Here is a 23,984-nt window from a genome sequence, read left to right as displayed (position 1 = left end):
AGCGCGCCCGCGCCATCTTTGCTACTCAAACAACCCCGCCTGCCCCTTTGGCGCGTCCAGCCCAAGGTGCCGCCACGCGGCCTGTGCCAGCATTCGCCCGCGCGGCGTCCGCTGGATCAGCCCTTGTTGCAGCAGGTAGGGTTCGATCACCTCTTCCAGCGCGTCGCGGCTTTCCGACAAGGCGGCGGACAGGGTTTCGATCCCGACCGGGCCGCCGCCGTAGCTTTCGGCGATCAGGCGCAGATACCGGCGGTCGGCCCCATCAAGGCCAAGCTTGTCCACCCCCAGCCGGGTCAGCGCCCGGTCGGCGATTGCGCGGGTCACCCGCCCGTCCCCTTCGACCAGCGCGAAATCCACCACCCGGCGCAACAGCCGCCCGGCGATCCGGGGCGTGCCCCGTGCCCGTGCCGCGATTTCATGGGCGCCGTCCGGGTCCGCGGGCGACCCCAAGAGGCGGGCACCGCGGGTGACGATCTCGTGCAGTTCATCCACCGAATAGAATTGCAGCCGGGTCGGGATGCCAAACCGGTCGCGCAGCGGGGTGGTCAGCAGGCCCAGCCGGGTCGTGGCCCCGACAAGGGTGAAGGGCTGCAATTCAATGCGCACCGTCCGCGCGGCCGGCCCTTCGCCGATCACAAGATCCAGTTCAAAATCTTCCAGCGCGGGATAAAGAACCTCTTCGACCGCCGGGTTCAGCCGGTGAATTTCGTCGATGAACAGGACATCCCGCGCCTCAAGGTTGGTCAGGATCGCCGCCAGGTCGCCCGCCTTGGCCAAAACCGGCCCCGATGTCATCCGAAAGTTCACGCCCAGTTCGCGCGCCATGATCTGCGCCAGTGTGGTCTTGCCCAGTCCGGGCGGCCCGTGGAACAGCGTGTGGTCCATCGCCTCGCCGCGCATCTTGGCGCTTTCGATGAAAACGCGCAGGTTCGCCCGCGCCTCGGCCTGTCCGATGAATTCCTCAAGCGCCTGCGGACGCAGGGCGCGGTCGGTCTCGGGCGGGCCGTCTTCGGGGCGGCGTTCGGGGCGCAGGGTCGGGTCCGGGTCGGTCATATCCATGCCCTACCCCTTCGGCGCCAGCAGCTTCAAGGCCGCGCGGATCAGCGCCGATGTATCGGCGTCCGGGTTGTCACCCAAGGCCTGCGCCACCGCGCCCGCCGCGTCGGACGGGCCGTAGCCAAGGTTTTGCAGGGCCGACAGCGCCTCGGGCTGGGCCATGCTGGCAGGGGAAGGCTTTGTGGCGGGTTTCGCGGCGGACCTTGGGGCGGAAGCGCTGGGTTCGATCACCGCGTCATCCGCCGTTGCCTCGGCCAATGACCCGCTCATGGCCATGACCGATGGGGCCTTGTCTTTCAGTTCCAGAATGACCTTCTGGGCGGTCTTGGGGCCAACCCCCTTGGCCTTGGAAATCGCCGACCAGTCGCCCAGCGCAATGGCGCGGCTTACCCCGTCGGGGCCTAGCGTGCCAAGGATGGCCAGCGACGCCTTCGGGCCGATCCCCTGCACCCCGGTCAGCAGACGATGCCATTCCTTTTCCACGAGACTCGGAAATCCAAACAGCTGCATCAGGTCTTCGCGCACCAGAAGATCGGTATACAGCGCCACCGCCTCGCCCGCGCGGGGCAACCCGGCCATTGTCCGGTCCGAGACATAGACGATATAGCCCACGCCGCGCACGTCGATCAGGACGTGATCGGTGGCCCGATACTCCAGACGGCCCGAAACCTTGCCGATCATGCGCTGGCCCTTTGGATGGCGCGGGAGAGGTGGCCCGCCGATTGGCAATGGTGCGCGTGACAAATGGCGATGGCAAGCGCGTCCGCCGCATCCGGTCCGGCGATCTGCACCCCGGGCAATTGCAGCCGCACCATGTGGTCGATCTGGCGCTTGTCGGCATGGCCCACCCCGACGACCGCCTTCTTCACGGCGTTGGGCAGGTATTCTCCGACACTCAGCCCAGCCTGCGCGGGGACCAGCATGGCGATCCCGCGCGCCTGACCCAGTTTCAGCGTGGCCACGGCATCCTTGTTCACAAAGGTCTGTTCCACGGCGGCAAGATCGGGCGAATAGGTCCCAAACACCTCGGTCAATTGGGAATGAAGCGACAAAAGACGACTTGCCAGATCGGCCTTGCCATCAGACGTGCAGGTGCCGTTTGCCACATGCGACAGCCGCGATCCGGCCACGTCGATGATTCCCCAGCCAAGGTTTCGTAACCCCGGATCGATCCCGATCACCCGCATCCCTGCCCGCCCTTGTTGTCCTTCTTGCAACACCGATAGCACAAAAGGCGAACAAACGCCAAGACAGATAAAATTGTCCGAACCCCTTGCCGATCGGAAAAGCGACACAATCGAGGTCGAAAATCGCCATCCGAAATGACGGAAACGACATTTTCGCCCCCGGCGAAGCCCCTTTATTTATTGGACTTTATGGCAATTCAGAGGAATGCGCGCATTGCATGGCACATATGCAAAACGATCTCTGGTTTTTCGAAATCTGCCCGCCTATTTGCCGCTCATCGAACAAATCGCGCTGCAGTGCAGCAGCGCCCCGCTTAAAGGATTAAGAAATGGTCGCTATCGACACGAACCGCTCCGCCGCCCCGCAGATGGTCAACCGCGCCATCGCTGGTCTTTACAATGCCGCCGAAACCCTGCGCGCCTGGAACGACGCCCGCGTCACCCGCAAGGCCCTGTCGCAGCTGTCCAACCGTGAACTGGACGATATCGGCCTGTGCCGCGGCGACATCGAAGACATCGCCCAGAAGGGCCTGCGCTTCTAATCGCAGATATCTATCCCTGTCCCAGGACAGGGAATAGCGAAAAGGCCGCATCCAACAGGATGCGGCCTTTTTCGTTTAGTACGGTCGTGGACTGGCCCGCGAACCGGGCCAGTTGGTCAGAGGAAGGATTTGATCTGTTCGGCCATCCAGAGGGTCGCCGGGTCGGCCTGCATGATCCAGGCGCCTGCCTGCTCAAGGATCGAACCCTGCTGAAGCTCGGCTACGCGCTCGCTATAGGTGATGCCGCCAAGGTTCACGTAAAGGAACGCTTTGAACAGCATTGCCGCGCCGGCGAGGATCATCAGGCCACGAAGCGGGAAACTGGGGGTGCGGCGACGGGCCTTCGCGACGACGAGCCCATCCGGACCCACGACATAACGAACCCCATTGCGCTGGCGACCAGCGGTTTTCTCAAGGCGACGAATACGTCTATCGAACTGGAGCTGGGATTGTCCCATGGCAGCCTCCGTATGAGGCCCCCACCTCATGTTGTCCAAAATCCTGCCTGAATGTGTCAAAACTAAGGCGCGGGCCCAAAAGCCCCCTTGGTTTCAAACCATTTTAGGAGATTTTGAGGAGTGTCAGGGTCGTCCAGTCAACAATCTCTTCCCGATGGGCAGGATTGAAACCGTGGCGTGAATAAACCTCGATTACCTCGTCCGCCTGTTCGTTCAAAATGCCGGACAGAATCGCGTGACCACCGATTCCCGTGTTCCGTCCCATGTCCGGGGCGATGGCGATCAGCGGACCTTTCAGGATATTCGCGAAGACAAGATCATAGGGGGCCGCGTCCGTGATCTCGGCCGCGTCAAATCCGGGCGCCACGACACAGGCCAGCCGTCCGTCCAGCCCGTTTGCCCGCGCATTGGCAAGCGCCACATCGACCGCGACCGGGTCGATATCGCTGGCGATAACCTGTTCGGGCCAGATCCGCGCGGCGGCCATCGCCAGAACGGCGGTGCCACAGCCGATGTCGGCGACCCGGTGCTTCACCTGTCCCGCCGCAATCAGCCGGTCCAGCGCCCGCAGACAGCCGAGCGTGGTGCCATGGTGCCCGGTGCCAAAGGCCATCGCGGCGTCGATCAGCAGGGGCACCGCATCGGCGGGCACCTTGTCGGCGTCATGGCTGCCATAGACAAAGAACCGCCCGGCCTCGACCGGGGCCAGTTCACGGCGCACCTTAGCGACCCAATCCTGATCCGGGACATCGGACACCACCCAATCTTTTGCCCCGTGGACCGCGGCAAGCAGGGCAAGCCCGGCCAGGTCCGGCGCTTCGACGAAATAGGCGGCGACCTCATATTGGCCCGACCCGTCTTCGATCTCGAAGGTGCCGACGCCGGTCGGTTCCGGCATCAAGGCCTCGCAGGCTTCGGCAAGGGCTTCGGCGGCATCCAGTCCGGCAACGGTGGTCAGGGCAGTAAAGGTCGACATGGGAAAGCTTTCGGTCAGGCCGCCGCCGCGGGCGCGGGACGGGTCAGGATGGTTTCAAAGCCCGGTTCGGGATGGCGCGGGATCAGCAACGCCAGAAGCAGGGACACAATCGCCATGCCCGCCGCCGCCACGAAGACCGCCACGGGTGAAACAAGCCAGAGGTAGCCGAGCATCGCCGGCAGGAACACCGCCGCGATATGATTGATGGTGAAGGCCACGGCGGCGGTTGGCGCGATGTCACCCGGATCGGCGATCTTCTGGAAATAGGTCTTCAGCGCCAGCGCCAATGCAAAGTACAGATGGTCCAGAACATACAGCGTCGCCGCCACGACCACCCCCCAGCCGAACCAATAGACCCCGCCATAGGCAAGGAACACCGTTGCCAGCCCGACATATTCAAAGACCAGCGCCCGCCGCTCGCCCCAAAGGGTCACGACCCGCCCCATCAGCGGCGCAAAGATCATGTTGGCGACAAGGTTGATGAGATAGAGCGCGGTCACCTCGTGGACCTTGAAGCCGAATTTCTCGACCATCATGAAGCCCGCGAAGACCACGAAGATTTGCCGCCGCGCGCCCGACATGAATTGAAGCGCATAATAAAGCCAGTACCGCCGCCGCAGGATCATCTTCTTCACCTGCGGGTTCGGGGCCTCGAACTGCGGATAGGCGAGGTAGCAGAAGATCGCGACCAGCGCGGTGAAGCCGCCGGAAATCATGTAGACGGTGTTATAGGTCAGCCCCAGCGCGTCCCAGGTCAGGACGATCAGCCCGTAGGCCACGAGGGTCGCCCCCGATCCGGCAGCGAGTATCCAGCCCAACATCTGCGGCGCGCGCAGCTTGTCGATCCATTGAAGTTGCAGCGACTGGTTGACGGTTTCGAAATAGTGGAACCCGATCGACGACAGCATGGTGATGGTCAGGATACCGCCCATCGAGGGAAACCACGCCGTGATCCCCGTCGCCACCCCAAGAAGCAGCAGGGCGACGGTGCCCAGAACCTGTTCGCGCATCACCATGATGATCGCAATCACGCCGATCGCAAAGAAACCGGGGATTTCGCGCACCGTATGCAACCAGCCGATATCTGACCCGTCGAAATCCGCAACTTCGATGACAAAGTTGTTTAAAAGCGCCGACCATGTCGAAAAGGCCACCGGCATGGCCATGGCCATCAGGAACAATAGCGTCACCGGCCGTCGCCAGAACGGCAATTCACGGGCATCAGCAAGTTTCACGATCCGGGCCATGGCGGGGGATTACGTTGTTTTTGCCTGCTTGGCGAGCGTGAATGCGTGACACCGCCGGCAATTTCATCAACACATTCTGATTTATATCAAAGACCAGTTCGAAGGACAGGCAGATAGCTTCGCGCGGAACCGATTGACCGGAGGCGCGCCATGGACCTGATTGCATTGACCGACTGGCTGGGAGAGTCCCCCGTTGCCGCCCTGTTCGGCCTTGCCACGGGGCTGACCTTTGGGGTGGCCGCACAGAGGTCGCGGTTCTGCCTGCGGGCGGCGACCGTGTCCTTTGCGCGGGGCAGGCTGGATGACAAGGTCGCGGTCTGGCTGCTGACCTTTTCAACCGCGGTGGTCTGGGTGCAGGGGGCCTATCTGCTGGGGCTGATCAACGTGCCAGAGGCGCGGATGATGGCCGTCACCGGCAGCTGGTCTGGCGCGATCATCGGCGGGCTTATGTTCGGTGTGGGCATGGTCTTGGCGCGGGGCTGTTCCGGACGGCTGCTGGTTCTGGCAGCAACGGGAAACCTGCGGTCGGTGGTCTCGGGGCTTGTTTTCGCGGTGGTGGCGCAGATGACGATGGGGGGCTGGCTGAAACCCGTCCGGGACAAAATCGCCGGCCTATGGATCACCGACGGGGGGCGCAACCTTGACCTTCTGGCCGCGCTTCACCTGCCGAACTGGGGCGGGTTGGCATTCGGGGTGGCGACTGCGCTGCTTGCGCTTGAAATCTCGCGCCGGAACCGGATCGGCGCGTCGCGGCTGATCTTCGGGGCCGGTGTGGGCTTTGCCGTGGCCCTGGGATGGGTCCTGACCTCGGCGCTGGCCCGGATATCCTTTGACCCGATGCCGATCGAAAGTGCCACCTTTACCGGTCCCTCGGCCAATACGCTGATGTTCTTTCTGGATCGTAATGCCGTGCTGGAGTTCGATATCGGGCTGGTCCCCGGCGTCTTCATCGGGGCCTTTCTTGCCTCGCTCTGGGCGCGGGAATTCCGGTTTCAGGGGTTCGAGGGAGAGGCGAACATGCGCCGCGCGCTGACCGGGGCCGCCCTGATGGGGTTCGGCGGGATGCTGGCGGGTGGCTGCGCCATTGGCGCGGGCGTCACCGGCGGGTCGATCTTTGCGGGCACGGCCTGGGCCGCGCTGACCGCCTTCTGGATTGGCGGGATGATCACCGATTTCGTGGTCGACCAGAAGGGCGGGGCCGCCGTCAGCCGCCCAGCCTGAGGATCGCATCGGCAATGTCCTGCGCCTCGATCCCCATCTGCGCGAGCTGACCCGAGGGCGAGACATGGTAGGAACAAAACCACAGCCCCGGCAGGCCTGAGGGCCCGCCACTGACCAGCGGGCGGCCGTCGAAATCCAACGCCTCTGGCAGGGCGCCCAGGATCGGGCGCAGGTCCTGCCGGTATCCGGTGGCCAGCAGGATCGCGTCATAGTCCTGCGCGGACCCATCGGCAAAGGTCACCCGCCCGCCGTCAATCCCGGTTATCCCCGGCCGAACGCCAATGTGTCCCGCCTTGATCGCCGCAAGCGTGCCCATGTCGATCAGGGGGATCTTTCCCTCCTCGATGATCTGCGACAGCGGCCCTTTCGGCGGATCTTGCAACCCATAGTCCGAAGGCCGCCCGATCTTCATCCGCACGACAGGCTGGGTCAGCGCATCTGCCACCGTGTAGGGAAAGATCTTGCGCAGGATGCCAAAGCTGGTGATCGGAATGCCGAACAGCTCTTTCGGCAGAATATTCACCGGCCCGCGCACCGACATCTCCACGCTGGCGCCGCCTTCGGCCAGATCAACCGCGATATCCCCGGCTGAATTGCCAAACCCCACGACCAGAACCCGCTTGCCCGCAAAGCCATCGGCATTGCGATAGTCCGAGGAATGCAAAGCCGGGCCGGGAAAGCCGTCTATTCCCGGCAGGGGTGGCCGCTCAGGGATCATGGCGATCCCGGTGGCGAAGATCAGGTGGGGGGTCTCGATCACCTCGTCGCCCAGATGCACCGCCCAAGCCCGCCCGCACCGGTCCGCCCGCGTGACCTCGGCCCCCAATCGGGGGCCAATGCGGAACTTGGCGGCATAGCCTTCAAGATAGTCGATGACCTGCGCGCGGGTGGGATAGCGGGGGTAATGGGCGGGCATCGCCATCCCCGGCAGCCCGGACCGCCCGCGCGAGGTATGCAGGACCAGCCGGTCGTAGTGATGCCGCCAGCCGCCGCCCAGCCGGGGGGCTTTGTCCAACACCAGCGGGTCCAGCCCGCCCTGTTTCAGGCAGGCCGCGACCGCCAGACCGGCGGCCCCTGCGCCGACGATGATAGGTTGCCGTGTCATACGGCCCATCCTGACCAGATCGCGCCGAAACCCCTAGTAGAAACTTTGCGGGTCGATATCGATTTGCAGGCGCAGGTTGTTGGGCAGCCGGAACTGCCCGGCCCATTCGGCCAATGCGGACTGCAATGGCGCGCCCTTTTCGGCCTTTACCAGAAGCCGGACCCGGTGCCGCCCCCTTATCCGGGCGATCGGCGCGGGCGCGGGGCCAAAGACCTGCGCCCCGATCCGGCGCAGCGGGCCATCGCGCCGGGCCATTTCGCCGCCCAGATCGAACACCGCCTGCACATCGGGCGAGGACAGGACGATCCCCGCCATCCGGCCATAGGGGGGCACGCCCGCAGCCTTGCGCTCTGCCGCCTCTGCCGCCCAGAAGTCCTCTTCGTCGCCCGACAGGATGGCGCGGATCACCGGGTGATCGGGCTGATAGGTCTGCAACAGCGCCTCGCCCGGGGTTTCGGCACGACCCGCACGGCCCGCCACCTGACGCATCAGCTGGAAGGTGCGTTCGGCGGCGCGCAGGTCGGACCCCTGAAGGCCAAGGTCAGCGTCGATCACCCCCACCAGTGTCAACAGGGGAAAGTTGTGCCCCTTGGCCACCAGTTGAGTGCCGATGATGATATCGGCCTCGCCCTTTGCGATCTCTTCGATCTTTTCCTTCAGGGCGCGGCCCGATCCGAACAGGTCCGACGACAGGACCGCGATCCGGGCATCAGGGAACAGGGCCGCAACCTCTTCCGATATCCGTTCCACCCCCGGACCGACCGGGGCCAGCTTGCCCACCGCCTCGCAGGACGGGCAGGCCTCGGGCATGGGTTTGGTTTCGCCGCATTGGTGGCACATCAACCGTTTCAGGAACCGGTGTTCCACCATCCGGGCGTCGCAGTGATCGCAGCCGATCTGGTGACCGCAGGCCCGGCAGATGGTCACCGGCGCATAGCCGCGCCGGTTCAGGAATACCAAGGCCTGTTCCCCCCGCGCGATCCGCGCAGCGATCCCGTCCTGCAGGGTTGGCGAAATCCAGCGGCCCTGCGGCACGTCTTCGACCCGCATGTCGATGGCCCGCATGTCGGGCATCACGGCGGCGCCAAAACGACTGGTCAGATCAAGGCGGCGGTATTTCCCTGCCTCGACATTGGCCCAGCTTTCCAGACTGGGCGTGGCCGAGGCCAGAACCACCTGCGCCTCGTTCAGGCTGGCCCGCAGCACGGCCATGTCGCGGGCGTTATACACCACCCCGTCTTCCTGTTTGTACGAGGTGTCGTGTTCTTCATCCACGACGATCAGGCCCAGATTGCGGAACGGCAGATAGAGGGCCGACCGCGCGCCCACGACCATCTGCGCCGCGCCCTGCCCCACCATCTTCCAGCAGCGGCGGCGTTCGGTCAGGGTCACACCGGAATGCCATTCGGCGGGCTTCATGCCAAAGCGGGCCTCGACCCTTGTTATGAATTCCGAGGTGAGCGCGATTTCCGGCAACAACACCAACGCCTGCCGCCCCTGCCGCAGGCATTCGGCCACCGCTTCCAGATAAACCTCGGTCTTGCCCGACCCGGTGACCCCTTTCAGCAGGGTCGTCCCGTAGCGGCCCGACCGGACCCCATCGCGCAGAACGGCGGCCCCGGCGGCCTGATCCTCGGTCAGCGTCTTGCCGCCATAGTCCGGGTCCAGCGCCGGATAGGGGGTGTCGCGGGGGGTGTCTTCCTCTGACACCGCGCCCTGTTTGACCAATCCTTTGACCACGCTGGTCGAGACGCCCGCCATTTCGGCCAATTCGCCAAGGGTAAAGGACAGCCCACCGTAGTCGCGCAGAACCTCAAGCACCTTGGCGCGGGCATCGGTCAGCCGGTCGGGGTCGGCGTCGCCCAACCGGTAGACCTTGCGCATCGACGGCGCGTCGCCCAGCCCCGGCGCGCGGGTCGCAAGGCGCAGCATGGCGGACATCGGCGTCAGCGTGTAATCGGCCACCTTGCCCAGAAACAGGCGCATCTCTTCGCGCATCGGGGCCACGTCCAGCACCCGGATCACGCTGCGGACCTTGGCGATATCGAAGTTGCCCTGCCCCGGTCCCCAGACGACGCCCAACACCTTGCGCGGGCCAAGCGGCACCTCGACAAACGCCCCCAGCCAACAGCCGCCTTCGGGGGCCTTGTAGTCCAAAAGCCGGTCCAGCGGCTGCGCGGTCAGCACGCCGACAAGATCGCCTTCATGGAAAAAGTCCTGCGACATGGGATCGGTTCCTTGGGCGCGAAACGCGCGCGGGCCGGGTTTTGGCCCAATAAGCCGGGGGCGGGTCCGGGTGTAAAGGCCCCCATAGCCGCTTTCATCGCCCGTCCGTTTGCGCTAAAGGACCGACGAACCGTTGCCCTACAGGAGACTGCCATGAAATTCTTTGTAGATACCGCCGATATTGATGCCATTCGCGAGCTTAACGACCTTGGCATGGTCGATGGCGTGACCACCAACCCCTCGATCATCGCGAAATCGGGCCGCAATATCCTCGAAGTGACCAAGGAAATCTGCGACATGGTCGACGGTCCGGTTTCGGCCGAGGTTGTTTCGCTGAAGGCGGACGACATGATCGCCGAAGGCCGCAAGCTGGCCAAGATCGCGCCGAACATCGCCGTCAAGGTGCCGCTGACCTGGGACGGTCTGAAGGCCTGCAAGGTGCTGTCGGACGAAGGCAACATGGTCAATGTGACCCTGTGTTTCTCGGCCAATCAGGCGCTTCTTGCCGCCAAGGCCGGCGCGACCTTCATTTCGCCCTTCATTGGCCGGATGGACGATATCAACCTTGATGGTCTCGACCTGATCGAAGACATCCGCACCATCTATGACAACTACGGGTTCGACACGCAGATCCTTGCCGCGTCGATCCGGTCGGCCAACCACATGTCGGAATGCGCCAAGATCGGCGCCGATGTGGCCACCGCCCCGCCGTCGGTGATCAAGGCCATGGCCAACCACGTTCTGACCGACAAGGGTCTTGCCGGCTTCATGGCCGATATCGAAAAGGCCGGAATCAAGATCCTGTAAGCCAAATATCACTTTTCGAACCATCGGCTGGCAGATGCCTGCAATAAGGTCGAAAAAGTTGAGGAAATCCGAGGCGGGGCCTGTTATGGTCCCGCCAATTCTTTTGCGAGTCACCGAATGAACACCAAGCCGAACATCGACGAAACCCTTCGCCGCCGCATCATCGAAGAGCCGGAAACCCTGCTGGACGATGCCGATATCATGCGCGCGCTGGTCAGCGCGAACGAGAAATCGCTGGGCGGCAACATCGTCGACCTGCGCGGCATTGCGATGTCGCGGCTTGAATCGCGGCTCGACCGGCTGGAAGACACCCATCGCAGCGTGATCGCCGCCGCCTATGAGAACCTTGCCGGAACGAACCAGATCCACCGCGCCGTGCTGCGGCTGATGGATGCCACCCGGTTCGAGGTGTTCCTGCGCGATCTGGGCGGTGACGTGGCCGATATCCTGCGCGTCGATTCGATGAAGCTGGTTCTCGAATCGGCGGCCAATACCGATGACCCGGCCGTGAAACGGTTCGAAGGGGTCCTGTCGATGGCCGCGCCGGGTTTTGTCGAAACCTACCTGACCGCCGGGCGGCCCGTGGGCACCCGACAGGTGACGCTGCGCCAGATCGCATCGGACGATGTCGCGCTTTATGGCGACAAGGCCGGGTTCATCCATTCCGAGGCCTGCCTGAAGCTGGACCTTGGGCGGGGTCGCCTGCCGGGGATGCTTGTCATGGGGGCCGAAGACCCCCATCAGTTCACGCCGCAACAGGGCACCGATCTTCTGGCGTTCTTCGCCGGGGTCTTTGAACGGGCCATGCGGCGGTGGCTGTCCTGATCCGGTGATCTCCCCGGCGCTCAGTTCCGCGCTTGACGATTGGCTGGATCACGCGCGCGCGCTGAACGACGCCTCTGACAACACGATCAAGGCCTATCAGTCCGACGTTCTGGGCTTTCTCGCCTTCATGCAGTCGCATCATGGCGAAACACAGGGCCTTGGCCCGATTTCCAGAATCAAGGTCAGTGACATGCGGGCCTGGATGGCCTCGGAACGGGGGCGCGGCGTTGCGGCCCGGTCGCTGGCCCGGTCCCTGTCGGCGGTCAAATCCTTCTATCGCTGGCTGTCGGACCGGGAAGGCTTTGAACCCACCGCCGTTCTGTCCACGCGGTCGCCAAAGTTCCAGCGCAAGCTGCCCCGCCCGCTGTCGGAAGACGCCGCCCGAACGATGATCGACACGGTCGAATTGCAAGCGCGTGACCCATGGGTCGCGGCGCGGGATATGGCCGTGGTGACGCTGCTGTATGGCTGCGGGCTGCGGATATCCGAGGCGCTGTCGCTGACCGGGGCCGACGCCCCCCTGCCCGAAGTGCTGCGGATCACCGGTAAGGGCGGCAAGGAACGGATTGTCCCGGTCCTGCCCGCCGCACGGGCGGCTGTGGACAGCTATGTCGCCGCCTGCCCGTTTGAGGCAGAGCCGGGGGCACCCCTGTTCCGGGGGGTGCGCGGCAAGGGGTTGAACCCACGCGCGGTGCAAAAGGTGATGGAACAGGCGCGGCTGCAACTGGGCCTGCCCGCCACGGCGACGCCGCACGCGATGCGGCACAGTTTCGCCACCCATCTGCTGAACGCGGGCGGCGACCTTCGGGCCATTCAGGAACTTTTGGGGCACGCGTCCCTGTCCACCACACAGGCCTATACGGCGGTGGATACAGCGCGTCTGATGGAAGTCTACGAACGCGCCCACCCCAAGGGGTGACCCCGGCGACCAGGCGCCAGGGCCGGTTCCTTAGGCCATCAACGCGCGGGCCTCGTCCGGGGACAGGGCTTCGGGCCGGGTGCAGGTCGTGGTCATGGTCACCCATTCGCGGGTTTCCCCCGACTTCAGGATCGCGGTCATCACCTCGACCACATGCACGGCAAGGTCGATGTTGCAGCGGTGTTCGCGCCCTTCGTCGATGGCCGCAGCCATATCGGCCAGACCGGCACAGCGGTAGTTCGCCCGCATCTCGCCATTGCCCATTTCCATGTTGGGCACGCCGAAAGGATGGTCCCACGCGTCCAGCGGCGCGGTCTTTCCATCCGGGCCGGTAAATTCCACATCGCCGCCGAAGAAATTCGGATCGGGTACGTAGAGCGACCCTTCGGCACCGTATAGCTCCATCTCGGCATGGCGGTGGGCCCATACGTCCCAGCTCATCCCAAGGGTGACGATGGCGCCGTTTTCAAACTCCAGCAGGGCATGGATGTTCGTGGGGGTATCGACGGGGACGGTTTCGCCGTTGCGCGGGCCATTGGAAATGGTCCGCGTGGGGAAACTGGCGGCCGTCATGCCCGACACGGCCCGCACCGGCCCGATCATCTGGACAAGGTTGGTGATGTAATAAGGGCCCATGTCCAGAACCGGCCCGGCACCGGGCTGAAAGAAGAAGTCCGGGTTCGGGTGCCAGTTTTCCATCCCATGGTTCATGAAATGGCAGGTGCCGCCGACGATGCGGCCGGTCTTGCCACTGTCCACGGCGGCGCGACCCAATTGGTGTGCCCCGCCAAGGAAGGTATCCGGGGCAGAACCGACCCGCAGCCCCTTCTCGGTGGCCAGCGCGCGCAGGTCTTCCGCCTCTTCCAGCGTCAGAACCAGCGGCTTTTCCGAATAGGCGTGTTTGCCCGCCTCAAGAATTTGCCGCGTGACCTGATAGTGCACCGCCGGAATCGTCAGGTTCACCACCATGTCGATGTCATCGGCGGCCAGCAGCCCCTCGACCGTTTCGGCGCGGACGTTGAACGCCTTGGCCTGCGCCTTTGCGGCCTCTGTGTTGATGTCTGCCACGGCCCGCACTTCAAGCGATTTGAAGGTCGGCGCCAGTTTCAGATAGGCGGTAGAGATATTGCCGCAGCCAATAATCCCGATCCCAAGTCTTGCCATCTCAGCCCCCTAGAATTTGGATACGGTTTCGAACGACCGGCTGGCAAAGCGCTGCTGGTCGGACGGGTTGTCATGCTCAAGAACCCAGCGCGTCACGCCGGTTTCCTTGAGCGCCGGAACGATGCGGGAATAGTCGATGACCCCGTGGCCCAGATCGGCCCAGCCGTCTTCGTCCGCGTTGTCGCCAGCGGCGGCGCGGTCCTTTACATGGGCAACCACCACGCGACCCTTGTAGCGGTTCAGCCAGTCCACCGGGTCCTGCCCCGCGACGTGAATCCACGCGAGATCAAGTTCGAACATGATGTCGTCCGAGGCGGCGGCGATCTCTTCGATCGGAAGGCAGCCATCGGCGGTCGGCAGGAATTCAAAGTCGTGATTGTGCCAGCCATAGGTCAGACCGGCGGCAACGATCGGCTTGCCCGCTTCGGCCAGACGGGCGGCGAAAGCCTGCCATCCGGCGCGATCCGTCGGGCGGTCGTCGGGCATCAGGTAGGGCACGATCACCGTGTGGGCGCCAAGCGTGTTGGCAATGTCGATCACCTTGGCCGGGTCACTTTCGACCAGATCAAACCCGAAGTGCGCGGTGGGCATCGACAGCCCGTATTGATCCATCAGGGCACGGGTTGCGGCCGGGTTTTCGAACAGGGGGCCGAACCCCTCTACCTCTTTGATGCCCAGTTCGGACAACATGGCGAAGGTCTCTTCTACCGGCCAATTGCGGGTGGAAAACATCTGGAATGAGATCGAAGGCATCATGCGTCCTTTGCTGGTTGCGCCATCGTGGCAGAGTGAAGATCGCGCAGGCTGAACCGCGCGATAGCATCCGGATCGTCGGGGGTGAAGGTCACCACGGCCGGGTGTCCAGGAAACAGGGTGAAGGCATTGGTCGAAAACCGGCCGGGGACATCGGCCTCGACCGTGACGAACAGGGCCAGCGCCTGGGCCGAGACGGTCACGGTGTTGCCGTCCTGCGACAGCGAAAGCCGGGGATCCTGCAGGTCATAGGATTTGAGGGGCTTCGGCGCAAAGATGTCGCCGCCCCGATGACCAGCGTCGGTGTCCCAGACGAAGGTCAGCAGTTCGTCCGGTCCCAGCGCGTCCCGGTCAAGGTCCAGCAGCAGTTCCGCCGCGCCGCCGACACTTGCCCGCCCGGTCCCGATCTCGCGCGTGGTTCCATCCAGCGCGGCGGCATATGCGGTGACGGTCACCTGCACATCAGTGCCGGTGTCATTCACGCCCCGCAGCAGGATCCGCCCGCCTTCCGGCATCGCGACGACATTGACGGGCGCATAGAACCGCTGCGCGTAGTAATGCAGCATCTTCCAGCCGCCGCCGTAGTCGAGCGAGGACCAGGAACAAACCGGCCATGTATCGTTCAGCTGCCAATAGAGCGTGCCCATGCAATAGGGTTTCAGGCCACGCCACTGGGTCACGGCGGTCTTGATCGCCTCGGCCTGTTGGATCTGGCTCAGCCAGACGAAATCGGAAAACCGCTCCGGCCAGCGGAAATAGCGGAACATGGTTTCAGCAATCCGCGCATTGCCGCCTGCGTTCTTCTGGTGGCTTTCGAACACGGGGCTGGCGATATTGCGGTCCTTCGGGTCGGTGAAGGTTTCGATCACCGGCATCGACGGGTAGGACTGGAACCCGAATTCAGAGCAGAACCGCGGTTTCACATCGCGGTAATGGTCGAAGTCCCGGCCCTCGTGCCAGACCGACCAGAAATGCATGTCCCCCTGCCCGTCCACATGCCAGCCGTCGCGGAAATCCATCACCCCCAGCGATGGCGACGACGGCCACCAATTGGCGGAAGGGTCAACGGCGCGCAGCCCGGTTTCAATGGTCCGGTTCAGGCGGTCATAGTTGACGATGTAGCGGTCCCGGTTTTCCCGCGCCTCGGGATACCAGTCGAGCGCGCCGACCAGTTCATTGTCGCCGCACCATAGGGCCAGACAGGTCCGGTGTTGCAGGCGGGCGACCTGTTCGGCCACCTCGGCCCGGACCTCGGACAGGAAATCGTCGGTCGAGGGATAAAGCGAACAGGCAAACATGAAATCCTGCCAGACCAGCAGACCCAGTTCATCGCAGGCATCATAGAAGTCTTCGGCCTCGTATCGGCCGCCGCCCCAAACCCGGATCATGTTCATATGCGCGTCGCTGGCGGATTGCAGCAGGGCGCGGGTTTTGTCCGGGGTGATCCGCCCATGCAGCGCATCGGCAGGGATCCAGTTGGCCCCCTTGGCAAAGACGTCCCGGCCATTGACCCGGAACCTGAACGACGCCCCGTCGCTGTCCGGTTCAGTGACCAGTTCGATCTTGCGCAGGCCGATCCGGCGGGTGGCTGCGACCGCGCCGATGACCACGGTCAGGTCGTGCAACACCTGCGCGCCCTGCCCGTTCGGCCACCACAAAACCGGGTCGGGGATGGTCAGCGTCGCCTCTGCCACGCCGCCCGCGATGGTGGCTTTGGCCGTCTGGCCGCACAGGATGATTTCGGCCTCTTGGTCGTCACAGCCCGTGGCCTGCACCTTGACCGTCACCGTGGCCGCGCCCTCTGCGTGGTCTTGCCAGACCAGAACCCCGTCAATTCGGGGGGCGGCGGCGGGCTCCAACCGGATGTCCCCGGAAATGCCAAAGGACGCGAGCGCGATATTCCAGTCCCAGCCGAAATCGCACTGCACCTTGCGCAGGGCATTGCCATAGGGGATCTGGTTGTTGTTCTTGCTCCACGGCACCGGGAACGGCAGCAGGTCGTGCCGGGCTTTCCCTTCGCGCAAGGCCGATTTGAACGTGATCTCGACCTCGTTTTCGCCGGCCCGGGCCGCGCCGGTCAGGTCCACGCGATAGGTTCGGTGCACGTTTTCCGCCGAAAGGACCAGCTGGCCGTTCCAGCGCACCTCGGCCACCGTATCCAGCCCCGAGATCACAAGATCGACCGCCGGATCGGCAAGCACCACCTGCCGCCGCGCGGTCCAGTCCCGTTCGCAGATCCAGCGCAGGTCGTATTCGTTCCGGCCCCAATAGGGATCGGGGATCAGCCCGGCCCGTTCCAGCCCGGAAATCCCGTCGCCGGGCAGGTCGATGTCACAGGCGTGGTCGCCCGTGTCATCGGCCAGGGTCCAGCGCCCGGCAAGTTGGGTGATATTGGTCATGGGGCCGGGTCCGGGTCTTAGAGACGCAGTTCGCTGTCGGGATCGAACAGGGATGCGTCCTTGGGGTTGATGCCGATCTCCACCGTGTCGCCCTTGCGGACCACGGCCTGCCCATCCATGCGGATATGCACCGGGGTGCCCGCAATCGAGGAATAGATCAGCGTGTCGGCCCCCATAGGTTCGACCAGATCGACGGTGACCTGCGTCCGGATCGGGGCAGAGGCCAGCGCGTCGCCCGTGGCGATATGTTCAGGACGAACACCAAAGATCGCCGCGCCCTCGCGCTTGGTCCCTTCGGCGAAGTCGTAGCCGTCAACCGGGATCACCATATCACCGGCGCGGAAGGTGCCGCCGGACAGGTCCCCCTTGATGAAGTTCATCGACGGCGAGCCGATGAAATCGGCGACGTAAAGGTTCTGCGGCCTGTTGTAGATTTCATGCGGGCTGCCCAGCTGCATGATCTTGCCGCCTTTCATGATCGCGATCCGGTCGGCAAGGGTCATCGCCTCGATCTGGTCATGGGTGACATAGATCATCGTGTTCTGAAGCTGGCCGTGCAGGCGCTTGATCTCGACCCGAAGATCGGCGCGCAGTTTGGCGTCGAGGTTCGACAGGGGTTCATCGAACAGGAAGACATCAACGTCCCGCACCAGCGCCCGGCCGATGGCGACCCGCTGCCGCTGACCACCCGAAAGCGCGCCCGGCTTGCGGTTCAACAGCGGTTGGATTTGCAGGATCTCGGCAGCGCGGGCAACGCGCGCGTCGATTTCGTCCTTCGGCATCTTGGCGTTACGCAGCCCGAAGGACAGGTTTTTTTCCACAGTCATTTGCGGGTAAAGCGCGTAGGACTGGAACACCATGCCGATGCCGCGTTCCGACGGTTCGGCCCAGGTGACGTTCTTGCCATTGATGTGGATCTGGCCGCCGGTCACGTCCAACAGGCCCGCGATGCAGTTCAGAAGCGTGGATTTGCCACAACCCGACGACCCGAGCAGCACGATGAATTCGCCCTGCCCAATGTCCAGGTTCAGGTTTTGCAGCACCTTCACGCTACCGAAGCTGAGGTCCAGGTTCTTGATTTCAACAGAGTTCATGAGTTCAGCCTTTCACGGCGCCGGCAGCGATGCCGCGGACGAAAAGTTTGCCAGACACGAAGTAGATGATCAGGGGGACAAGCCCCGTCAGCAATGTCGCGGCCATATTGACGTTGTATTCCTTGATGCCCTGCACCGAGTTGACGATGTTGTTCAGCTGAACGGTCATCGGGTAGGTTTCGGGCTTGGTGTAGATCACACCAAACAGGAAATCGTTCCAGATACCTGTCACCTGAAGGATCATTGCCACAACAAAGATCGGCAGGGACATGGGCACCATGATCCGCAGGTAGATGCCCCAGAACCCGGCCCCATCGACGCGGGCGGCCTTGAACAACTCCTCGGGGATCGAGGTGAAATAGTTGCGGAACAGAAGTGTCAGGATCGGCATCCCAAAGACCGTGTGCACCAGCACCAGCCCCCAGATCGACCCCATCAGCCCGATCTCGCGCAGCATGATCACAATGGGATACAGCATGGTCTGATAGGGGATGAAGGCCCCGATGATCAGGATGGTGAAGAACACCTCGGACCCTTTGAACCGCCAGTTGGCCAGCGCGTAGCCGTTGACGCTTGCGATCGCGATCGACAGGACGACCGAGGGGACAAGGATCTGCACCGAATTCATGAACCCGCGGCTAAGACCGTCGCAGTTGATCCCGGTGCAGGCCTCGGCCCATGCCTTGACCCAGGGTTCATAGGTGATTTCCATCGGTGGGCTAAAGATGTTGCCCAACCGGATTTCCGGCATCCCCTTCAGCGAGGTCACGACCATCACGTAAAGCGGCAGCAGGTAATACATCGAAACGACGATCAGCGTGCCGTAGAGGAAGATGTTGCGGCGCGAAAAGCGGCGGCGCGGTTTCGGGCCGCTCGGCCCTTCGAGGACGGGTGCGTTTGCGGTCATGTCAGCCACGCTTCTTTCCTCCGAATTCAAGGTAGGCCCAGGGGACAAGGATGATGATCACCGACACCAGCATCATGGTGGAGGCGGCAAAGCCCTGCGCGAGGTTCTGGGCGCGGAACATATATTCGATCACGTATTTGGCGGGCACTTCCGACGACAGGCCGGGGCCACCGTTGGTTTGCGCGACCACAAGATCGTAAAGCTTGATGATGCCAGAGGCGATCAGCACCAGCGCAGTCACGAAGACCGGGCGCATCATCGGAATGATGACCTGAATATAGGTCTTCCAGGCAGGGATGCCTTCGACACGGGTGGCTTTCCAGATGTCTTCGTCGATCCCGCGCAGACCGGCCAGCATAATCACCATGATAAAGCCGGACCCCTGCCAGATCCCGGCGATCAGGATCCCGAAGATCACGATATCGGGGTTGTTCAGCGGGTCGAAGACAAAGCCTTCCCAGCCCCAGTCGCGCACAACGCCCTGAATGCCGAAATCGGGGTTCAGGATCCACTGCCAGGCAAGGCCGGTGACGACGAAGGAGAGGGCAAAGGGATAGAGGAAGATCGTGCGGAAGGCCCCTTCGAACCGGATCTTGCGGTCCAGAAGTGCCGCCAGCGTAAAGCCGATCAGCAGCGACAGGATCATCGAACAAGCGCCGTAAATCGCCAGATTCTCGATCGAGATCATCCAGCGACTGGACGACCAAAGCCGTTCGTATTGGTCGAGCCCAACGAAATTCAGTTTCGGCAGCAGCCGCGAGTTGGTGAAGGAATGGACCACGGTCCATGTCGTTCCGCCCACGAAGACCACTAGCGCGGTCACGATCATGGGGATCGACGCCAGTTTGGCATTCAGATTGCGGAATAGCTGGTTCGGCCGCCTGGACGCGTCCATGTCAAAGCCCCCCGATGTTAATGAAGTGAATGGAAGGGCCCGGCGCGCGGCCGGACCCTTCGGATGTCGGCGCCGGATCAGTCGGCGTCGGCGATGATGGCGGCGTAACGGGCCTGAGCGTCTTCCGCGCTCATGTCCGAGGACCAGAATTCGGCCATCAGTTCTTCGATCTGGGTCGAGGTGTCGGGGCTGAGGTTCATGTCACCCGACGGCAGCACGCCGCCGCTGGCGAGGATGTTCAGACCCTTCTGCATGCAGTCGTTGGCCGACGACATGTCGATATCGCCACGCACCGGCAGCGAACCCTTGGCGAGGTTGAAGGACACCTGCACTTCCGGCGAGATCAGCAGCGAGGCCAGTTCCAGCTGGGCCGCGCGCACTTCCGGATCGTCGATGGCCGGGAAGTAGAAGGCGTCGCCGCCGGTATCCAGAACCTCGTTGAAGCCAAGGCCCGGCAGACAGCTGTAGTCTTCGCCAGCAACTTCACCGGCGACCTGGAATTCACCCTGTGCCCAGTCACCCATGATCTGGCCACCGGCGGTGTCGGTGATCACCATATTGGTGGCAAGGTTCCAGTCCTGAACGTTGCTGTCACGGGCCAGTTCACGGGCATCCGCTGCCGCAGCGAAGACGCGGGCGTATTCGGGGCCAGCGGCTACTTCGGCGTTCTTGTCGCGGTTCACGGCCAGCCAGGTATCGACACCGGCCAGACCAACGGCCAGCGCGCCAAAAGCGATGGACTGCTGCCAGCCCTGCTGACCCATGGCCAGCGGGACGATCCCGGCTTCTTGCAGCGCGGGGGCGCCGGCAACGAATTCATCCCAGTTGGTCGGGACCGGGACACCGGCCTTTTCAAACGCGCCGTGGCTGATCCAGATCCACTGGGCCGAGTGGATGTTCACCGGCACGCAGTAGATGCGGCCTTCGAAGGTGCAGGCATCCAGAAGCGACGGCGGGTTCACGATGTCGGCCCAGCCTTCCGCCTCGGCCACTTCGGTCAGGTCGGTCATCAGACCGGCTTCGATCAGTTCTTCTGCCTGACGGCCGTGGTTCAACTGGGTTGCGGCCATCGGGTCACCACCAAGGATGCGGCTGATGATGATCGGGCGGGCGGTGCCGCCGGACCCGGCGATCGCGCCGTCGATCCAGTTGTGCTCGGTCCGGGTGTTCAGCGCTTCGGCGAACTTGGACACCGCAGCAGCTTCGCCGCCAGAAGTCCACCAATGGGTGACTTCAAGGTCCACCGCAGAAGCGCTGGTTGCGCTAACAATCGCGGTCGCAGCAAGCAGTTTGGTAGTGAGTTTCACGATTCTATCCTCCCTGATCTAAATCGTTACAGAAATTCCTATAACGTTTTAGTTTCGCAAATCAAGACTGTTTGACACTCGCTATCCTGATAAAGTTCAGTATCCGAAATCGCTGTATCGCCCCCTGTTTTTCCGGGCTATCCAGCGACAAACAAAGGACTTCCACCCGCGCAACCCGCCTTGAGGAGAGGCGTCGCCGGGGGGAACAGGAAGGAAGAAGACGCGTGGCACGCGAATCGAAAGCATCAGGAGGACACGCGGTCGCGGTCGCCGATTCGGGCGCGAAACCCACCCTCAAGACGATCTCGCAGATCAGCGGGCTTGCCGTCGCGACCGTGTCCCGCGCCCTGAGCGATGCGCCCGACATCAAGGAAGACACCAAGGTTCTGGTGCGGCGGATTGCCCGCGAGATTGGCTATGTCCCCAACCGGGCGGGCGTGCGCCTGCGCACCGGGCGGACAAACGTGATCAGCCTTGTCCTGCCCACGGAACGGGCGGTGATGAGCCACGCCGCAGAGCTGATCGCCTCGCTGGCCGCTGAATTGCGGGGAACCCAGTTTCACCTGACCATCACCCCCTACTTCAACGATCAGGATCCGCTGGAGCCCGTCCGCTATGTGGTCGAAAACCACACCGCCGACGCGGTTATCCTGAACCAGATCACGCCCGAGGATCCGCGCGTCCGCTATCTGGTGGACAACAAATTTCCCTTTGCCACCCACGGGCGGTGCAACCTGTCGGGCAGCCACCCCTATTTCGACTTCGACAACGGAGAATGGGCACGGATCGGTGTGCGGCAGCTCAAGGCGCGCGGATGCCGACAGATCGCCCTTATGGCGCCGCCGACGGATCAGACCTATTCCCAGCTGATGATTTCGGCGGCAAAGGACGAGGCCGCCAAAGTTGGAATTCCGCTGCATGTTGCCGTCAACGCGACGTCGGACAGCTCGATCGAAGAGATCCGCGTCAGTGTCCACCAGCGGCTTCAATTGTCGCCGGACGTGGGCGGCTATATCTGTGCGTCGATGCGCGCTGCCATGTCGGTTGTCGCCGCGGCAGAGGAATTGGGCCGCACCGTCGGCGAGGACATCCAGATCTTCGCCAAGGAAGCTGCCCCTGTCCTGCGGCTGTTCCGCAAGAACATGATCGTCACGACAGAGCACGTCGGGCAGGCCGGCCAATTCCTTGCCCGCGCCGCCATGCAGGCGATCCGTGAACCGGACAAGCCACCAATGCAGGGGCTGGAAGTTCCCACCGAAGACGAACTTGCCACCTGACAGGCTGAAACACGGTTGCGGGGCTGGCCGGTTTCCGCCATGACGGATTCATGACACTTGCCCACAAAGCCCTCGCCGTTCACCTGCTTACCGCGACAGGTGCCGTTTTCGCCATGCTGGCAATGCTGGCCGCCGTCGACGAAAAATGGAGCCTGATGTTCCTTTGGCTGGTCGTCGCCTTCTTCGTCGACGGGATCGACGGACCGCTGGCACGCAAATATGACGTCAAGACCAATGCGCCGATCTTTGATGGCGTCCTTCTGGACCTGATCATCGACTATCTGACCTATGTCTTCGTCCCGGCCTATGCGTTGTTCAAATCCGGGCTTCTGCCCGGCTGGACCGGCTGGTTCGCGATCATCGTGATCACCTTTGCAAGTGCGATGTATTTTGCCGACAGCCGCATGAAGACAAAGGATTATTCCTTCTCCGGCTTTCCGGGGTGCTGGAATCAGGTGGTGCTGGTTCTGTTCGCGCTTAGCCCGTCGTTCTGGGTCATCCTTGCGCTTGTGGCGCTGTTGGCCGTCGCGATGTTCCTGCCGATCAAATTCGTCCACCCGACCCGCACGGCCCGCTGGCGCACCATTACCCTGCCGATGGCGCTGGCCTGGACCTTCTTTGCGGGCTGGGCGGCCTGGGTCGATTTCCACCCCGAAAGCTGGGCGCATTGGGGGCTTGTGATCACCTCGGTATATCTGGTGGGCGCGGGCGCGATGCAGCAAGTCATCTACGGCAAGGAAGGCTAGATCCGGGTCAGGATCACCCCGATCAGGATCAGGGCCCCGGCGGCAATCTTGCCAAGGTTCAGCCGTTCCCGGAACAGCAAGACCCCAATGACCATCGCAAACAGGATCGAGGTTTCGCGCAACGCCGTGACCAGCGCGATCGGCGCCTGCGTCATGGCCCAGACGGCAATGGCATAGGCCCCGTAGGACCCCGCTGCCGCCACCCCGCCGATCATCCAGCCCCGGGCCGTGACCCGCGCGATACCCGGCCCCCGCAGGGCAATGCTGATTGGCGTGAAGAACAGCATATCCAGCGCGAACATCCAGCCGACAAAGGCCACCGGGTCGCCCCCGATCCGTGCGCCCATCCCGTCGATCAGGGAATAGCCCGCCGTCGCCACGGCCGAGGCCAGCGCGAAGGGCAATAGCCGCCTGCTTTCGCCCGAGGTGAACACCCCGCGCGCCATCAAGGCAATCCCGCCGCCAAGGATGAGAATCCCGAGAAGTTCCGCGCCCGTCAGCGCGTCGATACCCCAGGTCGCCGAGACCAGAAGAACCATCATCGGGGCCGCACCGCGGGCGATGGGGTAAACCCGGCTCAGGTCGCCCTGTTCATAGGCAAAACCAAGGAACAGCTTGTAAGCCGCGTGCAGCACGCCCGAGGCCAACAACCACGGCCAGACCTCGGACCCCGGAAAGGGCCGCGTCAGCGCGATGATCAGCCCGGCACTGCCCTGTATCACCGTCATGACAAGCACGCCCGAAATCTTCGACGCGCCGAATTTGATTACCGCGTTCCAGCTTGCATGCAGCAGGGCGGCGGCCAGAACGGCAAAGAATACGGTCGGGGTCATCACGGGGTCCAGATCAGGAATGGACAAGCGATAGGGGGCA

The 23,984-nt window shown here is 63.3% G+C and carries 23 protein-coding genes; 7 read left to right on the top strand and 16 right to left on the bottom strand.

Features of this window, described 5'->3' with window-relative positions; genetic code table 11:
* Nucleotides 1-21: 21 nt before the first annotated feature.
* The 3 genes from ruvB to ruvC are packed head-to-tail and all read right to left on the bottom strand — an operon-like array spanning nt 22 to nt 2,243.
* Complete coding sequence (gene ruvB, locus EU803_RS12520) at nt 22-1,053, bottom strand: Holliday junction branch migration DNA helicase RuvB (protein ID WP_129683735.1); 1,032 nt, start codon at nt 1,051-1,053, stop codon at nt 22-24.
* 9 nt (nt 1,054-1,062) lie between these two features.
* On the bottom strand, nt 1,063-1,737 hold the full coding sequence (gene ruvA, locus EU803_RS12515; protein ID WP_129683297.1) for a Holliday junction branch migration protein RuvA: 675 nt from the start codon (nt 1,735-1,737) through the stop codon (nt 1,063-1,065).
* Nucleotides 1,734-2,243: a crossover junction endodeoxyribonuclease RuvC gene (ruvC, locus tag EU803_RS12510; protein WP_129683288.1), complete on the bottom strand. Its 510-nt coding sequence runs from the start codon at nt 2,241-2,243 to the stop codon at nt 1,734-1,736. Before ruvC ends, ruvA begins: the two co-directional genes overlap by 4 nt.
* A gap of 368 nt (nt 2,244-2,611) precedes the next feature.
* Between ruvC and EU803_RS12505 the strand changes: the two genes are divergently transcribed.
* Nucleotides 2,612-2,785, top strand: coding sequence for a DUF1127 domain-containing protein (locus EU803_RS12505; protein ID WP_242494371.1), 174 nt, complete (start codon nt 2,612-2,614; stop codon nt 2,783-2,785).
* Between the two features lie 116 nt (nt 2,786-2,901).
* Here the strand turns inward: EU803_RS12505 and EU803_RS12500 are convergent, their stop codons facing one another.
* The 3 genes from EU803_RS12500 to EU803_RS12490 form a co-directional block, all read right to left on the bottom strand.
* Nucleotides 2,902-3,243 (bottom strand): hypothetical protein, encoded by a 342-nt coding sequence (locus EU803_RS12500; RefSeq protein WP_242494359.1) that lies wholly within the window; start codon nt 3,241-3,243, stop codon nt 2,902-2,904.
* Between the two features lie 103 nt (nt 3,244-3,346).
* Nucleotides 3,347-4,219, bottom strand: coding sequence for a 50S ribosomal protein L11 methyltransferase (locus EU803_RS12495; protein ID WP_129683284.1), 873 nt, complete (start codon nt 4,217-4,219; stop codon nt 3,347-3,349).
* 14 nt (nt 4,220-4,233) lie between these two features.
* Nucleotides 4,234-5,466 (bottom strand): MFS transporter, encoded by a 1,233-nt coding sequence (locus EU803_RS12490; protein WP_129683282.1) that lies wholly within the window; start codon nt 5,464-5,466, stop codon nt 4,234-4,236.
* 150 nt (nt 5,467-5,616) lie between these two features.
* Here EU803_RS12490 and EU803_RS12485 point away from each other — a divergent pair, with 150 nt between their 5' ends.
* Nucleotides 5,617-6,687 carry a YeeE/YedE family protein gene (locus tag EU803_RS12485; protein WP_129683280.1) on the top strand — a complete coding sequence of 357 codons (1,071 nt, stop codon included), beginning with the start codon at nt 5,617-5,619 and terminating at the stop codon, nt 6,685-6,687.
* Here the strand turns inward: EU803_RS12485 and EU803_RS12480 are convergent.
* Both EU803_RS12480 and EU803_RS12475 read right to left on the bottom strand, forming a co-directional pair.
* Nucleotides 6,671-7,792 carry an NAD(P)/FAD-dependent oxidoreductase gene (locus EU803_RS12480; protein ID WP_165352831.1) on the bottom strand — a complete coding sequence of 374 codons (1,122 nt, stop codon included), beginning with the start codon at nt 7,790-7,792 and terminating at the stop codon, nt 6,671-6,673. The genes EU803_RS12485 and EU803_RS12480 overlap by 17 nt on opposite strands.
* 33 nt (nt 7,793-7,825) lie before the next feature.
* The gene (locus tag EU803_RS12475) at nt 7,826-10,018 is read right to left on the bottom strand and encodes a primosomal protein N' (RefSeq protein WP_129683276.1); all 2,193 of its coding nucleotides are present in this window, start codon (nt 10,016-10,018) and stop codon (nt 7,826-7,828) included.
* Between the two features lie 153 nt (nt 10,019-10,171).
* Between EU803_RS12475 and fsa the strand changes: the two genes are divergently transcribed.
* From fsa to EU803_RS12460, 3 genes are all read left to right on the top strand, one after another.
* Nucleotides 10,172-10,825, top strand: a complete 654-nt coding sequence (gene fsa / locus EU803_RS12470; protein ID WP_129683274.1) for a fructose-6-phosphate aldolase — start codon at nt 10,172-10,174, stop codon at nt 10,823-10,825.
* 117 nt (nt 10,826-10,942) lie between these two features.
* Entirely contained in the window at nt 10,943-11,650 is a 708-nt protein-coding gene (locus tag EU803_RS12465; protein WP_129683272.1) for a DUF484 family protein, read from the top strand.
* 4 nt (nt 11,651-11,654) lie between these two features.
* The gene (locus tag EU803_RS12460; RefSeq protein ID WP_129683270.1) at nt 11,655-12,569 is read left to right on the top strand and encodes a tyrosine recombinase XerC; all 915 of its coding nucleotides are present in this window, start codon (nt 11,655-11,657) and stop codon (nt 12,567-12,569) included.
* Nucleotides 12,570-12,599: 30 nt separating this feature from the next.
* Here EU803_RS12460 and EU803_RS12455 read toward each other — a convergent pair whose 3' ends face one another.
* The 7 genes from EU803_RS12455 to EU803_RS12425 form a co-directional block, all read right to left on the bottom strand.
* Nucleotides 12,600-13,733 (bottom strand): Gfo/Idh/MocA family oxidoreductase, encoded by a 1,134-nt coding sequence (locus EU803_RS12455; RefSeq protein WP_129683268.1) that lies wholly within the window; start codon nt 13,731-13,733, stop codon nt 12,600-12,602.
* A 9-nt stretch (nt 13,734-13,742) separates the two neighbouring features.
* Entirely contained in the window at nt 13,743-14,486 is a 744-nt protein-coding gene (locus EU803_RS12450) for a sugar phosphate isomerase/epimerase (RefSeq protein ID WP_129683266.1), read from the bottom strand.
* Nucleotides 14,486-16,885 (bottom strand): glycoside hydrolase family 2 protein, encoded by a 2,400-nt coding sequence (locus EU803_RS12445; RefSeq protein ID WP_129683264.1) that lies wholly within the window; start codon nt 16,883-16,885, stop codon nt 14,486-14,488. The genes EU803_RS12450 and EU803_RS12445 overlap by 1 nt, the downstream gene beginning before the upstream one ends.
* A gap of 17 nt (nt 16,886-16,902) precedes the next feature.
* Nucleotides 16,903-17,979 (bottom strand): ABC transporter ATP-binding protein, encoded by a 1,077-nt coding sequence (locus EU803_RS12440; protein ID WP_129683262.1) that lies wholly within the window; start codon nt 17,977-17,979, stop codon nt 16,903-16,905.
* Between the two features lie 4 nt (nt 17,980-17,983).
* Nucleotides 17,984-18,886: a carbohydrate ABC transporter permease gene (locus EU803_RS12435; protein WP_207209197.1), complete on the bottom strand. Its 903-nt coding sequence runs from the start codon at nt 18,884-18,886 to the stop codon at nt 17,984-17,986.
* 1 nt (nt 18,887) lies between these two features.
* A complete protein-coding gene (locus EU803_RS12430; RefSeq protein ID WP_129683258.1) occupies nt 18,888-19,781 on the bottom strand; it encodes a sugar ABC transporter permease in 894 nt (297 codons plus the stop codon).
* A gap of 77 nt (nt 19,782-19,858) precedes the next feature.
* A complete protein-coding gene (locus tag EU803_RS12425) occupies nt 19,859-21,088 on the bottom strand; it encodes an ABC transporter substrate-binding protein (RefSeq protein ID WP_129683256.1) in 1,230 nt (409 codons plus the stop codon).
* A gap of 224 nt (nt 21,089-21,312) precedes the next feature.
* Here EU803_RS12425 and EU803_RS12420 point away from each other — a divergent pair, with 224 nt between their 5' ends.
* Nucleotides 21,313-22,365, top strand: a complete 1,053-nt coding sequence (locus EU803_RS12420) for a LacI family transcriptional regulator (RefSeq protein ID WP_129683254.1) — start codon at nt 21,313-21,315, stop codon at nt 22,363-22,365.
* Nucleotides 22,366-22,415: 50 nt separating this feature from the next.
* Nucleotides 22,416-23,111 carry a CDP-alcohol phosphatidyltransferase family protein gene (locus EU803_RS12415; protein ID WP_129683252.1) on the top strand — a complete coding sequence of 232 codons (696 nt, stop codon included), beginning with the start codon at nt 22,416-22,418 and terminating at the stop codon, nt 23,109-23,111.
* On the opposite strand, the gene EU803_RS12410 is transcribed toward EU803_RS12415, so the two are convergent.
* Nucleotides 23,108-23,944, bottom strand: a complete 837-nt coding sequence (locus EU803_RS12410) for a DMT family transporter (RefSeq protein ID WP_129683250.1) — start codon at nt 23,942-23,944, stop codon at nt 23,108-23,110. The two genes, EU803_RS12415 and EU803_RS12410, sit on opposite strands and share 4 nt — an antisense overlap.
* Nucleotides 23,945-23,984: the final 40 nt, after the last annotated feature.

It is taken from the genome of Loktanella sp. IMCC34160, from assembly GCF_004145845.1.
Classification (GTDB): Bacteria; Pseudomonadota; Alphaproteobacteria; order Rhodobacterales; family Rhodobacteraceae; genus SELP01.
Note: the sequence above shows the minus strand (reverse complement) of the source record. Positions and strands in the feature narration are given on the sequence as shown.